15 protein-coding genes are annotated in these 15,141 nt (G+C 40.7%); 2 read left to right on the top strand and 13 right to left on the bottom strand.

Annotation, left to right across the window (positions count from 1 at the left end):
• Position 1: 1 nt before the first annotated feature.
• The 10 genes from Hs30E_RS01885 to Hs30E_RS01840 all read right to left on the bottom strand — a co-directional run bounded on the left by Hs30E_RS01885 (position 2) and on the right by Hs30E_RS01840 (position 10,628).
• Positions 2-448: a dUTP diphosphatase gene (locus Hs30E_RS01885; protein ID WP_172207551.1), complete on the bottom strand. Its 447-nt coding sequence runs from the start codon at positions 446-448 to the stop codon at positions 2-4.
• Between the two features lie 121 nt (positions 449-569).
• Positions 570-2,453: a Stk1 family PASTA domain-containing Ser/Thr kinase gene (pknB, locus tag Hs30E_RS01880; protein WP_172207550.1), complete on the bottom strand. Its 1,884-nt coding sequence runs from the start codon at positions 2,451-2,453 to the stop codon at positions 570-572.
• On the bottom strand, positions 2,453-3,199 hold the full coding sequence (locus tag Hs30E_RS01875; protein ID WP_172207549.1) for a Stp1/IreP family PP2C-type Ser/Thr phosphatase: 747 nt from the start codon (positions 3,197-3,199) through the stop codon (positions 2,453-2,455). The genes pknB and Hs30E_RS01875 overlap by 1 nt, the downstream gene beginning before the upstream one ends.
• 48 nt (positions 3,200-3,247) lie before the next feature.
• A complete protein-coding gene (gene rsmB, locus Hs30E_RS01870) occupies positions 3,248-4,579 on the bottom strand; it encodes a 16S rRNA (cytosine(967)-C(5))-methyltransferase RsmB (RefSeq protein WP_172207547.1) in 1,332 nt (443 codons plus the stop codon).
• Positions 4,572-5,501: a methionyl-tRNA formyltransferase gene (gene fmt / locus Hs30E_RS01865; protein WP_172207546.1), complete on the bottom strand. Its 930-nt coding sequence runs from the start codon at positions 5,499-5,501 to the stop codon at positions 4,572-4,574. Before fmt ends, rsmB begins: the two co-directional genes overlap by 8 nt.
• Before the next feature lie 52 nt (positions 5,502-5,553).
• Positions 5,554-6,336, bottom strand: a complete 783-nt coding sequence (gene pflA, locus Hs30E_RS01860; RefSeq protein ID WP_172207545.1) for a pyruvate formate-lyase-activating protein — start codon at positions 6,334-6,336, stop codon at positions 5,554-5,556.
• A 136-nt stretch (positions 6,337-6,472) separates the two neighbouring features.
• Positions 6,473-7,603, bottom strand: coding sequence for a cation:proton antiporter (locus Hs30E_RS01855; protein WP_172207543.1), 1,131 nt, complete (start codon positions 7,601-7,603; stop codon positions 6,473-6,475).
• A 297-nt stretch (positions 7,604-7,900) separates the two neighbouring features.
• Positions 7,901-8,038, bottom strand: coding sequence for a hypothetical protein (locus tag Hs30E_RS01850; RefSeq protein WP_172207542.1), 138 nt, complete (start codon positions 8,036-8,038; stop codon positions 7,901-7,903).
• Positions 8,039-8,106: 68 nt separating this feature from the next.
• Entirely contained in the window at positions 8,107-9,459 is a 1,353-nt protein-coding gene (locus tag Hs30E_RS01845; protein WP_172207541.1) for a hemolysin family protein, read from the bottom strand.
• A 41-nt stretch (positions 9,460-9,500) separates the two neighbouring features.
• Positions 9,501-10,628, bottom strand: a complete 1,128-nt coding sequence (locus Hs30E_RS01840) for an AI-2E family transporter (protein WP_172207539.1) — start codon at positions 10,626-10,628, stop codon at positions 9,501-9,503.
• 67 nt (positions 10,629-10,695) lie between these two features.
• Between Hs30E_RS01840 and Hs30E_RS01835 the strand changes: the two genes are divergently transcribed.
• On the top strand, positions 10,696-11,148 hold the full coding sequence (locus Hs30E_RS01835) for a GNAT family N-acetyltransferase (protein WP_172207537.1): 453 nt from the start codon (positions 10,696-10,698) through the stop codon (positions 11,146-11,148).
• Positions 11,149-11,288: 140 nt separating this feature from the next.
• Here Hs30E_RS01835 and rsmA read toward each other — a convergent pair whose 3' ends face one another.
• The 3 genes from rsmA to Hs30E_RS01820 all read right to left on the bottom strand — a co-directional run bounded on the left by rsmA (position 11,289) and on the right by Hs30E_RS01820 (position 13,589).
• Complete coding sequence (gene rsmA / locus Hs30E_RS01830) at positions 11,289-12,158, bottom strand: 16S rRNA (adenine(1518)-N(6)/adenine(1519)-N(6))-dimethyltransferase RsmA (RefSeq protein WP_172207535.1); 870 nt, start codon at positions 12,156-12,158, stop codon at positions 11,289-11,291.
• 95 nt (positions 12,159-12,253) lie between these two features.
• Positions 12,254-12,820, bottom strand: a complete 567-nt coding sequence (rnmV, locus tag Hs30E_RS01825) for a ribonuclease M5 (RefSeq protein ID WP_172207534.1) — start codon at positions 12,818-12,820, stop codon at positions 12,254-12,256.
• Positions 12,810-13,589 (bottom strand): TatD family hydrolase, encoded by a 780-nt coding sequence (locus Hs30E_RS01820; RefSeq protein ID WP_308780661.1) that lies wholly within the window; start codon positions 13,587-13,589, stop codon positions 12,810-12,812. Before Hs30E_RS01820 ends, rnmV begins: the two co-directional genes overlap by 11 nt.
• Before the next feature lie 92 nt (positions 13,590-13,681).
• Here Hs30E_RS01820 and Hs30E_RS01815 point away from each other — a divergent pair, with 92 nt between their 5' ends.
• Positions 13,682-14,434 carry an SDR family NAD(P)-dependent oxidoreductase gene (locus Hs30E_RS01815; RefSeq protein WP_172207532.1) on the top strand — a complete coding sequence of 251 codons (753 nt, stop codon included), beginning with the start codon at positions 13,682-13,684 and terminating at the stop codon, positions 14,432-14,434.
• The last annotated feature ends 707 nt before the right edge of the window (positions 14,435-15,141 follow it).

Raw genomic sequence — 15,141 nt, 5'->3', positions numbered from 1 at the left:
CTTATTTTCCTGTGCTACCAAAGCCACCGACTCTTGCACCGTCAGCACTGTCAGCATCTGCTATGAGAAATGGTGCAAAAACACCTTGAACGATCCGCTCGCCTTTTTCGACCGTGACCACCTCGTCCGTGATATTTTTCATTCGGGCAAAAATATGCCCCTCATTGTCAGGATTGTTATAATAATCGCCGTCAATCACACCTACGCTGTTAATCAAAACTAGACCTTTTTTACTCGGATTTGACGAGCGATCGTAGAGATAAAGCACCTCAGACGGCTGCATGTAAGCCTTGATACCTGTCGGGATGAGCTTGATGTCATTTGGGGCAATGCTAATGGTTTCAGCTGCACTCAAATCATAGCCCGCTGCATGCGCTGTGGCACGAAACGGTAGTGTAATATCTGTATTTTTATATTTTGTAATGATTTCAAAGCCACGTATTGTCATGATTTTCTCCAATTATTTTTATGCTATACTCTATTATACGAAAAAAGCTGAGAAAAATCTCAACCCTTTCTTTAATATCAAAATAAAGTATCATTTGTCAGGCATTTACTAACAATTTTTGTCAATTTGATCGAGTTGTTGTTGAGAATTCAGATTCTGGTGGTGCGGTCGTTGACTGAATCGGCTCAGAATCTGAACTTGACTGACTGCTACTTTGACTTTCAGATTTTGATTTGGTCACACTTGAACTTTCTGAGGGTGCTTCATATTTTAAGACTGTCAACACAATTTGTGTTGTTTCGGCTTTAAAATTAGCACCTTGTTCAGGTGTTGAGCTAACAACATAACCATCAGATGCTTTGTCAGCTGTTGTCAAATACTCAACTGTAATATTCTTGAGTGGCACACCTAGATTTTGAAGTTCAGCTTTTAATACTGTCACTGTTTTCGTACTCATACCAGAAAGATTTTGATAAGTTGGCATAGCAACCTCATCGCCCTTAGATACCTCAAAGACAATTTTTTCTATACCATCTAAATCAAAGTCTTTGCCTGCTTTAGGTGTTTGTTTAACAATTTTTCCTGCCTCAAAATTCGATGATTTAACATATTTCTTTTCAATCTGACTGGCGCTGACATTGTATTTAAGCATAAGTTCATCGATAGCAGTTTGTATATCTTCATCAATATAATCTTGCATCTCGATGACATTGCCACCTTTCGACACATAAAGATTGATTTTAGAACCTTCTTTTTTATTGGTCCCTTTCTCTGGATTAGTCTTTATAACCCTATCTTTCTCAACCTCAACTTCAGTACTTCCCTCTGAAATGATTTCACCCACCTTGAGTTTCTTTTTCTCAAGCTCATTTGTCGCCTCAATAACAGTCTTGCCAGAAACATCTGGCACTCTGACTTCTTTTGGTGTTGTCAGAAACAAGGCTGCCACCGCAATGGTAAGAATCGCAATGATCGCACCACCAATGATTAAGCCTTTAGGAACACGATGTCTAGGAGTACTTGTGCCCACAAACTGTGGTTCTGGTTCAGGAACTGTATCTTGCCTAACTTGATTGACTAATTTATCGGTATTACCATTATCAGGAATGAGAATTTTTGGAATAGATTTTGTAGCCTCCATATCCTCAGCAAATGTGCGCTTGGGGTCATGCGCATGATCCAAACTCAAAGCCATATCCAAGTCCTGACGCATTGCTAACGCGTTATCATAACGATCTTCTAACTTTTTAGCTGTCGCTTTGATGACAACATTTTCAAGTGCCTGTGGGACATTTCGGTTTTGGTTGATAATGCTTGGTAGGTTTTCCTGAAAATGTTTCAGCGCAATCGTAACTGGACTATCGCCGTCAAAAGGGATCTGACCTGTCAACATCTCATAGAGAATGATACCAATCGCATACAAGTCGCTCTGAGGTGTCGCATTGCCGCCACGCGCTTGCTCAGGACTAAGATATTGCACTGAGCCAAACATTGAGTTAGTTTGTGTCAACGAGGTTTCTGACAATGCTTTAGCAATACCAAAATCCGTGACTTTTGCTGTACCATCTCTGGTAATCAGAATATTTTGCGGTTTCAAATCACGATGAATAATACCGCTACTATGCGCCAAAGCCATCGCTGCCAAAATCTCATCGCCAATTCTGATAACTTCTTCATTGGCAAGAGGGGCATGTTCATTGATATACTGCTTAAGAGTCAAGCCGTCAACGTATTCCATGACAATATATTGCTGAGAGTCTGCATCACCGACATCAGAAATACTCACAATATTTGGATGATTGAGTTCCGCCATAGCGTAAGCCTCACGCTGAAAACGCGCAATCGCAATACTATCATTTTCAAAATTTGAACGCAGAACTTTTATCGCAACCTGCCGATTATCTAAATAGGTATCTTCGCCCAGATAAACATTTGCCATGCCACCGCGACCAATTTCTCTACGCACCCGATAACGATCTGCATAGATTTTCCCCACTTCTATCATTACAGATCTCCTTTATCAAACTTGATCAAAACGACTGTGATATTATCAAGACCGCCGTTGCTGTTAGCAAGACCTACCAACGCTTCTGCTTGTAAATCTAGCGCAATGTCATTTTCAATAATTTTCACGATGTCTGTGCTTGGTATCATATTTGTCAACCCGTCAGAACTCATGATAATCATATCATTTTCATCAATTTCAAGCGTTGCCGTGTCCACTTTCACATCAATTGGTTGACCAAGTGAACGTGTGATAATATTTTTATTAGGATGATGTTCAGCCTCATCAGCAGTAATCTGCCCCGCATCAACCAATTCTTGAACTAAGGAATGATCCTTTGTAAGCCGAATCAACTCACCATTTTTGATGATTTGCGTGCGAGAATCGCCAACATGGGCATTGATAATTTGGTGTTTTTGGACGATGACAGCCTCAAGCGTTGTTCCCATACCTTGATACTCATCGAGCTTACCAAGGTTGGCAATATTTTCATTTTCCGCACAAATTTGCGCACGGAGCCATTCCTCAACTTCACTCGACTCACTTCCAAGGGCGAAAGTTGTTGTCGTCCACGCCTTTCCCAAGTCCTCAACTGCCAATTTGCTCGCCACATTGCCAGCTTTATGACCGCCCATACCATCTGCAAGCAGAAAAATCCGCTCACCTTGCTGATTAACAAAAGTGTCGGCATAGTCCTGATTGTTGGAACGTTTCTGTCCAACGTCTGACAAAATACTATACTTCATGAATATCCTCATTTTAGATGTGAGACTGATATTTAAACACTAGCAGTCTCACTCATTTTCGTTGAGATTAGATTTACGCAATTTAGCGATAAAGAAACCATCTGTATGATAAGCATCTGGCGTGATAAAAAGGCAACCGTCTTTAACAATGTCCGCTCTTTCATGTGTTAATGCAACCTTTTCAAACTCAGGGTGCCTTGCCAAGAACTTATCAATCACTTGAAAATTCTCTTCATCAAAAATTGTGCATGTACTATAAACTATGATACCATGATTTATAAGGGTTTGGCAAGTATTTTCCAATATTTCGAGCTGAATTTTCTGTAAATTTGTAAAATCGGTCGTTTCTTTGCGATATTTGATGTCTGGTTTGCGGCGAATCAGCCCAATACCTGAGCAAGGCGCATCAATTAAAATCTTATCAAAACGATTGGCACCAAATTTTTCAAAACTTTGGCGTGCATCCAGTTTGGTCAAGGTGATTTTGTCCATTTGCCCTAAGCGTTCAGCATTTTGCTTAATTAAACGCAGTTTATGGTCGTACAAATCAAGCGCCTCAATATGCCCGCTTTCTGACAAATATTCTGCCATATGCACCGTTTTGCCACCAGGTGCTGCACAAGCATCAAGGATTCTGTCATGTGGCTGCGGGTCAAGCACAACGGCAACAAGCTGACTTGATTCATCTTGAATCGTGATAAGACCGTCGTTAAAATCAAGCAAGTCAGCAAAATGACCCGATTCAGCGACAATACCTGTTTCAGAAATTTCAGATGGCACAACATCATAGTCACGAAGTAAGCGATTAAGTTCAGTCTGGAGATCTGTTTTGCTCAAATTAACGCGTAAACTTGCACGACTTGGTTCTGCCAGACTTTTAAAAATTTTAACTGTTTTTTCAAATCCGAATTGTTTAACAAATTTTTTCGTCAAGTCAATCGGCATCGAATATTGGACAGATAATTTTTCAGTCGAATCAGAAATTTCGTCAAATGATCGTAATTCAGCACGTGTAAAATTGCGCAGAACGCCATTAACAAAGCCAGCAAGTCGCTTATCGCCTTGCTTTTTAGCAATTTTGACTGCCTCATCAACCGCCGCCGAGGTCGGAATCCGATCCATGTAAATCATCTGGTAAACGGTCATGGCAAGTAGATTTTTAACCCATTTTTTCGTTTTCTTGACAAATGGTTTGGTGTACCAATCTAGCGTGATTTTCATTGAAATCGTGCCATAAACAAGCTGCGTTACTAGCTTTTTGTCAAGTTCAGTCAGATTTTCCGACTTGATTTTTTCATTAAGCGCAATATTAGCATAAGCGCCGTTATTTAGGACGTCATTAATGACCGAAAGCGCCACACGGCGCGGATTATTACTCAAATTTATCTCCGATTTTGATGTTTTTGCCTAAGCCATTTAGAAAATCTTGGATGGGCATTTTAGGTTTGCCTGCTGGTTGGACAGTGATAAGGCTTATCGCCCCTTTTCCTGTTGCGACAAGCAGACTTTTTTTCGTTTTTTCAATGACTGAGCCTGAGGTGCCTTCGCCGTCAACCAAAGCAACGTTGTGTAGTTTGAAACGGGCATTTTGCCAAGTCGTATGCGCCACAGGCCACGGCGACATACCACGCACTTGATTGAAAATATCACGCGCAGGCTGTTGCCAATCAACACGCTCCTGCTCTGGTGTGATATTTGGCGAAAAAGTCACTTGCGTTTCTGCCTGTGACACAGGTTGCAACTTGCCAGCCAGATAATCTGGCAAGGTTTCAAGCAAAAGCTCACGTCCGACAAGGCTCAGCTTGTCAAACATTGTGCCAACAGTATCAGCGTCAGTAATCGGAATCCCCCGCTGCGAAATCATATCGCCCGCGTCCATTTTCTTGACCATTTCCATAATGGTCACGCCAGTTTCAGTATCGCCATTGATGATGGCATAATGAACAGGCGCACCACCACGGTATTTGGGCAAGAGACTAGCATGAATATTGATGGCATGCTTGACTGAGTTAAGCAATTTTTCTGGCAAAAATTGCCCGAAAGCTGCCGTTACGATAAGGTCAGCATTCAATGTCAGAAGTTCCGCCATTTCAGCAGAATCGCTAATTTTCTCAGGTTGATAAACTGGCAAATTATGGCGCAATGCCGCCACTTTGACTGGTGTCATCTTGATTTCTTTTTTACGGCCAACCGCACGATCGGGTTGGGTCACGACGGCGAGAACATCATAGCCACTTTCAATCAGACCGTCTAAGATTGGCACGGAAAAATCAGGTGTCCCCATGAAAATTATTTTTGTCATTTTTTATTCTCTCTCCAAAAAAAGTGTATAGTCTATTATACACTTTTTATGCTTAATTTTTCACACGTTCCAAATATTTCTTATAATCTTCTGTCTGTAACAAGGCTTTGGCATTGGCAACACGGTCAGCTGATGGTGGTTTGACACCGACTAGCGGATACTCCCAGCCTAGCTCTCGCCATTTGAACTCACCCATGGTATGATAAGGCAAAACTTCAAATTTCACAACATTTTTCAAGGTTTTGACGTAGTTACCAAGCTCAGTCAAATCGTCGTCAAAATCTGTTTCGCCAGGCACAAGAACATGCCGAATCCAAACAGGAATATTTTTATCTGATAAATAATGAGAAAATGCGAGAATATTGGCGTTTTTATGTCCCGTCAAATCACGATGTCTCATATCGTTGATTTCCTTGATGTCAAGTAGCACCAAATCAGTTACAGCAAGAAGTTTGTCGATTTTTTCTAGCATTTCAGGTTTAGTCGAAAAAGGTTGACCACAGGTGTCTAGCGTACAATGGATACCAAGCGCTTTGGCTTTCGTAAACAAAGCCGTCACAAAGTCCATTTGTAACATGGCCTCACCACCAGAAACCGTAATGCCACCACGACTACCCCAAAAAGACTTGTATTTGAGCGCTTCTGTCAATATGTCATCAACCGTTCGCTCTCGCGCTTTTTTTGTTTTCATCGCCCATGTGTCGGGATTATGGCAAAATTTACAACGCATTTTACAGCCTTGCATAAAAATAATAAAACGTATACCAGGACCATCAACACTCCCAAAACTCTCAGTTGAATGGATGAGTCCAGTCACATCTCCTAGGTTTTCCATGATTATCACACTTTCTAATACGAGTCTAAAGTTACATCTAACCTACTTCTATTTTACGTTATTTTGATAGTGTTGACAATTATTTTGGTTGGAAAGTGATTAGAAATCAAATTTAAAATAGACAAGAAATCGGATATTACGTCATTGTCAAACTCGCCTTAATCAAAAATGGCGCAATCAAGGTTGACAAAATAATGACAATAACAAGCTCACTATAAATCGTTGTATCAATCAACTTGCTAGCAAGTCCTATCTGCGTGACAATCAGTGCCATTTCACCACGACTGACCATGCCACTACCAATCAGCAAACTGTCACGTTTAGCAAATTTGAAACTGCGAGAGATGAGATAACTTGGCACAAGTTTTGTCAAAATAGCCAAAATGGTCAGGCAAATAACAAATAAAGGACTTGCCAGTATGCCATTAAATTGAATCGGTAAGGCGATTGTCATAAAGAAAATGGGGATAAAAAAGGTGTAAGCAATCGTGCTAATAGAAGTTTCTATTTTCTCAGCCATGGTTGTCTGACCAATGGCAAGACCCGCAAAAAAAGCACCAATCACGGCACTCATGCCAACAAAATCAGCAAGAAGTGAAAAAATAAAGCAAATCAGCAAACTAGCGGTTATATATTTGGCAAAAATCGTGAGTTTATTTATCAAATGAAAAACAAACGGCACTAGCCATTTAAAAGCAAGATAGAGAAAGACTAAGAAAATGACTTGTAAGGCGAATTTCAGAGCAAGATTGCCATCAGATTTTTGTGAACTCATAAAAAAGCTCAGCACTAATACGGCAATAATGTCATCTGCAACTGCTGCCCCCAGAATGACAGCACCAGCTTGCGTGGTTAGTTTACCATATTCCTGCAAAACTTCAACGGTAATGGAGACACTGGTCGCCGCAAAAACGATACCATAAAAAAGCGCAATAGGTGGCTTGTAACCCATATAGGCCGTCAATCCAGCATAGGCGATAAGCGGTACAATAACGCCTAAAATCGCAACCAGTAGACTTGGTTTCATGTATTTTTTGAGCAAATCAAAGTCACTCTCAAGCCCCGCCAAAAACATGAGTAAAATAACGCCGATTTCAGCTAGAAACTCAAGCGTTTCAGTTCCGTGAATCAGCCCCAGAACACTTGGCGCAAGGAGAATACCAAGCAAAAGTTGCCCCACAACTGCTGGCATACCAATCCGCCTAGACACCACCGTAGCCATTAAACTCGCGCCTAAAATAAGCGTTATTTGAAATAATTCTTGCATTTTATTTTCCTTTATTTGAACTTCAAGCAAATTTTCTATGAAAATTTGCGCCTGCGGTTATGCGTCGCACCACTTTTTTTTCATGGTTTTATATGGGCATCTCTAAAAACTGCTTTTTCAAAATTTTAGATAGATTTTTTAACCGCAAGGAAATCTGGCGACGGCTTGCTGGTGCAAGGCTAGAAAGATTGACGCAGGATTTGGAAAATCTAGCACATCTTTTTCTGTCAGCGATTTTATGAGCTGACAAAATTTGGGAAATCTGAGTTTTTAGAGATGTCCATATCTATTTTTAAATCAAGAAAGAATATAAAAATGAGCACCTGCCCAGACGCCCACCTTATTATAGGGCATCTCTAAAAATTCAGATTCGCCCATTTTTGTTAAAATTCCCTTAATCGTCAATCTTCCTCTACTTGCACCAACAAGCTTCATCGGATCTCCTAACCTAAGAAAATTTTATCTAAAAATGAACAAAAGCAATTTTTAGAGATGCCTTATCCTTATTTTTCAGCAGCATCACTTTCAACTCCTGACAAATTTTCATGGAAAGTCACGCGCAATTTAACCAGACGTGTCCCGTCAACTTCGAGACTTGTCAAAGTCAGATTGTCCTTATCAGTCACAACATCATAGTCAATCTGCTCTTTTTCATTTGGAATCGCACCAATTCCCGCCATGAAATAGCCCGCAATCGTGTCAACATCATCAGATTCCAGATGTGTGTCAAAATGCTCGTTAAAGTCATTTAAAGTCAGACTGCCTTTGACAACAAAAATATTGTCAGCAATCGGGAAAATATCTTTTTCAGCAATATCGGACTCATCTTCAATCTCGCCGACAATTTCTTCTAGCAAATCTTCAAGCGTGACAATGCCCTCAACGCCACCGTATTCATTGAGCAAAATCGCCATTTGATTCTGCGTTTTTTTAAGTTCACGCAACAAATCGTCGACAAAAATTGTTTCTGGAACAAAAAGTGGTTCTTGTAAAAACGTTCTTAACTCTAACTTATCGAACCCTTGCTCATAACCATTTCTCAGTAAGGTTTTAGTATGCAAAACGCCGACAATTTTATCTTTATCGTCTTCATAGACAGGGATTCTGCTGAAATTTTGTGCGAGAATCGCTGCAATATTAGCATGAATATCATCATTGACATCAACCATAAAAGCATCCGTCCGCGGTACCATGATTTCGCGCGCCATCAACTCGTCAAGGCTGAAAACGCCCGCCAACATCTCGCGCTCATTGTCATCAAGCGCACTGTTGTCACTATTGTTGAGAATGTACTCAATTTCGTCGCGTGTCATATCCTCAGCATCATCGTCGAAAGTCATCGGTGTTAGCTTACTGAGAATGTTGGTTGAAGTCGCAAGCAGCCAGACAAACGGGCGCATAATCAGCCCTAAAATATGCAACGGTGTCACAGCAGCAAGCGCATATTTTTCCTTGAGATTTTGCGCAATTCGTTTGGGATAAAGTTCACCAAAAACGATTGAAACATAGGTCAAAATAGCAAGTATTAGTACATTGGCAATCGTTTTAGCAGTTGGCGTACCGCCCAAAAGAGGCGCAAGTCTCGCCGACAAAGTATCAGCTAGACTTGCCCCAGAAAGAATATTGATGAGGGTAATGCCGATTTGAATCGTTGAGAGAAAATTACTTGGTTGATTAAGAACGGCAAGTAATTTCTGATATTTCTTATCTCCCTCTTCAGCCCGCTGTTCAACACGCGCACGACTCGTTGAAACGAGCGCCATTTCAGCGCCTGAAAAAAGAGCATTGATAATCGTCAAAATGACCAGTAAAGCGATTTGTATTAACAAGGACTGACTTTCAGGGTCAGGGTGCATGGGTTTGTTTCCTCCAAATTTTGTCCGGTTAAGTCCGAACGTTATTTATCCATTATATCATATTTCTTGGTTTTGCTTGTAACCAAGCTCAATTGTCGGCGATTTTCACGTAATTTCCATGAAAATTTCACGATTTCTTTGGCAAGCGAGTAAAATGGGACAGCAATTAGCATACCAATCAAACCATAAAGTGAGCCGACCACTAACATCAAAACCATGATTGTCACAGGATGAACTTCAACGGCTGAGCCAACAATTTTGGGATAGACGATATTGCCATCAATCTGCTGAATTGTCAACACGACAAGAACAGCACCAATCGCCTTTATCGGATCATCAAAGGCAATCGTCAAAACAACTGGAATCAGCCCAATATAAGGTCCCAAGTAAGGAATCAGATTGGTTACCGCCGCAAATGCTGCAAACAAAAACGCATACGGAACACGCATTATCAGATAGGAAATAAAAACCGTCACAAAGATAAACAAACAATCAATCGCAGCACCGCTGATAAATTTGGAAATTGTCTTATTCATATCATTTAAAAGACCTATGATATTAAGTTTATCGGTCTTTAATACCGTCTTTTTCAAAAACGGCAACATATTTTGACCATCCTTGAGCATGTAAAAAAGTAGAATGGGAACTAAAACAAGTACCATAGCAATTTTTGAAACGATATTGACAACACTGGAAACGCTGAGTGTCACGCCCGACAGCAGATTTTTCAAAATATCCATGTAACTAATATTGGCTTTATTAATCAGCGCCTTGAAATCTATCTCGCTAAAAGCGGGATTTTTTGAGAGATTCTCCAACCATTTTTGGAGAGCTGGAAAAACGTCACTCGAAGCATTTATCAAACTGGTCAGCTCCGCAATAACATTTGGAACGAGTGCAGTCAGCGTATAGACACAAATGCCGATAATCAAGATAAAAACGAGAACAATACCCCAAATTCGTCGAATTTTAAACTTTTTTTCTAGGAAAATGACCAGTGGATTAAAGACATAGTAAAGAAAACCAGAGATAACAAAAGGCAAAAAAACCAATGAAAACAGCGTTGTGATAGGCTTAAAGACAAAGCTAACATGTGTCAATAGCCAGATAAGTGCAACAACCGCAAGCATCTCAATCGTCCAGTAAAATAATTTTGAATTTTTAAACACAAGGTACCTTTCGTATTTTCAGCGAAGTTTTGGTATAATATACAATTATACCAAAATCGAGGTAAATATGGAAATCAAGCAAACAAGAGATACTTTATCTAGCGTTTACGTTCAGGCGCTGAAAATTCGCAACACTGTTTTTGTCAAGGAGCAAAATGTTCCTTGTTCGCTCGAAATTGACGAAAATGAGGCTTATTGTGTTCATTTTGTCCTGTTCTTAGATGATGAGACTGCTGTTGCAACCTTGCGCATTTTGCCGTCTGACAATGGTAAACAGGCGCTAATTCAGCGTGTCGCTACGCTCAAAGCCTATCGTGGAGAAGGGTATGCGTCTCAGTTGATTGTTTTTGTGCTAAATTTTTTAAAGGCACAAGAATTTGAAACAGCTGAACTGCATGCGCAACTTCATGCCATTGCTTTTTATGAAAAATTGGGATTTGAGGCGTTTGGCGAGGAATTTTTGGATGCTGGGATTCGGCATATTGCTATGAAAAAGAGATTGGAACAAAAGGCAAATTAATAGAAAAATCGTATGAAATTCGCTTTATAAAACGTTGATTTCATGCGATTTTTCTATTTGCTGAAATATGCTAAAATAGCTAATTTTTATTCCCAACTCCTGTTAATTTGAACTTCAAGCTAACTTTGCAGTATCATGTTTTATTTCAGTGGTAACAGTGCCTCAGCTAGTTTGGCAAATTCTTTAATGGTTAGCGCCTCGCCTCTTATTTTGGGTGAGATTTCGGCGTTTTCTAGTGATTTTGTTAGTTGCACACGCACTTCTTCTGTCTTGCCAAAGGCTGACTGTAAATTGTTCCAGAGTGTTTTTCGTCTGTGGCGAAAGGCGATTTTTGCGACTTTGAAAAAGAAGGCCTCGTCTGTGACCTCGACCATTGGCGCGGCGCGCCGTGTCATCTTTAAAATAGCGGAATCAACGTTTGGCGCGGGAACAAAGACGGTTTTGGGGACGATGAAAGCGACTTTGGCGGTCATGTGATACTGGACGGCAATAGTGAGGCTGCCGTAAGCCTTGGTGTTGGGGCTAGCGCTGATACGGTCGGCGACTTCTTTTTGCATCATGACGACGAACTCGGTAAAGGGAATTTTGCTGTCAATGAGGTGCATGAGAATGGGGGTCGTGATGTAATAAGGGAGGTTAGCGACGACTTTTATCGGAAGATTAGGATTTTTGAAATTTTTGATATGCCGCGCTAAGTCGGCTTTCAGCACGTCCTCGTTGATGACTGTGACGTTGTCAAAATCGCGCAAAGTGTCTGCGAGAATTGGCATCAAGCGGTCATCAATCTCAAATGCCATAACCTCGGCAGCTTTTTCGGCGATAAATTCAGTCAGCGCACCGATACCTGGACCAATTTCGATAACATTTGTTTGGTCATCAATCTCAGCTGTCTCAACGATTTTCTGTAAAATGTTGGTATCAGTTAGAAAATTTTGCCCCAGACTTTTTTTGAATGAAAAGCCGTGGCGCTCTAAGATGGCTTTGGTGACTTGGTAATCTGCTATGTGCATGGGATTCTCCTGAATTTTTTTTGTCTGATACTATTATAGCAGAAAAAATAATTGCTCGCTTTATTGCTTATTTTCTTCTAGCAATTTCCATTTCTTCAGTCAAACTCCCGCATAACATCCTCAACTTCTGCCAAACTCACCCCAAACAACGCCAAACGTTTCAACAATTGCTTGGCGTTACTGTAACCAATTCTGAGTTGTTCGCCTAAAAATTCACGTCGTTGTCGGCTGTCCTTTGCCGCAATCAATCCTAGTCGAATCAAATCTTTCGGCGCAATGTCAAAATTATCTTCATCCTCAAAATTTGATGTGACTTGACTTAAAGCCTTTTGTAAATCTTCAAAACTGGCATGTTCAACACCAAGTGAGCGCCCTTTCGTTTTCGACTTGGGTCTTGCCTCATCGCGATTGAGAAAGGCGTGTTTAACTGTTGGAATGGCGGTCATGATGATCCGCCGAATGCGTTCGCCACTATGATCTGGGTCGGTAAAAACAATCACACCACGAAGGTCATTTAAGCGGTCAATTCTATCTAAATCATCTTCTGAAATCGCAGAACCTTGTGTTTCGTAGGTCTCTACGTCGTAATATTGTCTGAGATTAGCGGTGTCATCCTTGCCCTCAACGACAAGAATTTCTGAAATTTTTATCTTATTTGCCATTATCTAAACCAAAAATTCTCATCGCATTCTCATAAGTCGCTTGCGCTACCTCGTCAGCTGAAATACCACGCAAATCGGCGATTTTTTCGACGACAAACTTGGTGTAGGCGGGCGTGTTTTCCTTGCCACGATAAGGCATGGGCGCAAGATAGGGCGCATCCGTCTCGACCAAAATCTTGTCCAAAGGCAACTTTGTCGCCACCTCTTGCAGTTCGAGCGCCTTTTTAAAGGTCACAACACCTGAAAATGATACCATCAGCCCAAGATCGAGGAACTTTTTGGCAGTCTCATAATCGCCAGAAAATGAGTGCATAATCCCACCACGCGCACCAACACCCTCGGACTTGATGATAGCATAAGTGTCCTCAAGCGCATCGCGCGTATGCACGACAAAAGGCAGATTGTGCGTTTTCGACAGCTGAATCTGACGGCGAAAAACACGTTCTTGCACCTCTTTTGGCGCTGTCATCCAATGGTAATCTAGCCCGATTTCGCCGAGTGCTATCACTTTGGGAGTAGCTAGATTTTCGACAATCATCGCCTCGATTTCAGGCGTGTAATCGCTAGCCTCAGTTGGATGCCAACCAATTGTGGCATAAAGATTGTCAAATTCTTCTGACAATGCCAGACTACGCTTGATTGTTGGCATATCAAAACCAACGATATTCATCTTGGTCACGCCAAACTCATGCGCTTTCTCAATCTCCTTGGCCTCACGACCTTGGAAAGTTTCTGTATTTAAATGGGTATGTGTATCGAAAATTTTCATCATACTTCATTATATCACATGAAACCTTTACATTCAGCAAGCGACATAGTATAATAAATATATAGTTTTTAAAAAATGGAGGATAAATTTAAATGAACACTGTTAAAGGTAAATGGGCTTTGGTAACTGGTGCAAGTCGTGGCGTTGGTCGTCAAATTGCTTTGTATTTGGCAAAAGAGGGGGCAAATCTTGTTTTGCATAGTCGTGACATCGCCCATACTGAAAACGTTTTGGCTGAGGTGACAGCGCTTGGCGTTACGGCTTATGCTGTTGCTTGTGACCTGTCCGATGATAAAGCGGTTCGCAAAATGGCAGATGAGGTGTTGGCGAAAACTGACGTTGATATTTTGTTCAACGACGCTGGGGTGCAGGTACCATTGCAAGACGACATCTACAAAATGGATACGGACGAGTTTCTGCTGTCGTTCAAGGTTAATGCTTTGGCGCCAATGATTCTGACTGGGAAATTTGCGCCCGGCATGGTTGCGCGCGGTTTTGGGCGGATTATCAACACAACGAGCGGTATCAACAATCAGCCCGAGCAGTCCGCTTATGCGGTTAGTAAGGGCGCACTTGACAAGGGCACGCACAATTTTGTCTCGACTTTTGAGGGGACTGACGTGACGATTAATATCGCCGATCCAGGTTGGGTGCGTTCTGACCTTGGCGGTCCGAATGCCCACCATGCTGTTGAAACAGTCGTTCCTGGCATGGTCGTTGCCGCCTTTCTTGATGACAAACAAAGTGGTCGCCTGTTTGGTGCGCAAGCATTTGCTGGCTTGACTTTGACAGAGGCTGTGGCTAAGGCTGAGACCTATGATAAGAGCCTTTATTCTAAGAAATAAAACAGATTTTGGCTAATTTCAGCCAATTTTTCACCAACCAATCGCAGTGGCAACTGGTTTCCTATTTTATAAAAGAATTTTAACAAAAACAACTTAATAGTAAATTGTAGCAACACAAAAGCAGAGTTTTTTGAGCTCTGCTTTTGTTATGCGTTCTTAATTTCCAAAAATATAAAATAATTACTCATCAACCATGATTAAAAATTTTAACCTCAGTTTTATAATCTTCAATTGATTTTTCAGGATTAACATCATATTCTTTTTCATCGGTAAAATCAAAATCTACACGCAATATAGGTTCTTGAAATCATCTCTAATAATTTTTCAGTGGGCTTATTTAAATCAGAAGTTTTTAAAAGTGTCACATCTTCTTTTTTTAATCGTTCAACTCGAATGTTATACTTAATTCGTTAAAAATAAAGAACACTTTCAATAGCCTCACTATCGGCATAAGTCAAAATTATCTTTTTGGATTGTTTTATCATAGGTCATACTTACAGTATATCATACGTTGCGCTTTTTTATCGAATTGAGTATGTCTATACGTTCTTGCAAATCTTTTGAAGCAAAACTATAATAATTTTTAATAGACTTCTCCCGAAATTAAATTTCGAAATTGATAATACCACAAATTAAGGACGCACGAAGTAAGTGCCTCTTTCTTCGATTACGATATTTCTGAGCCATACACTTAAAGGTTTTGATTT

The sequence above is a fragment of the Pseudolactococcus hodotermopsidis genome, assembly GCF_011170085.1.
GTDB lineage: Bacteria > Bacillota > Bacilli > Lactobacillales > Streptococcaceae > Pseudolactococcus > Pseudolactococcus hodotermopsidis.
Note: the sequence above shows the minus strand (reverse complement) of the source record. Positions and strands in the feature narration are given on the sequence as shown.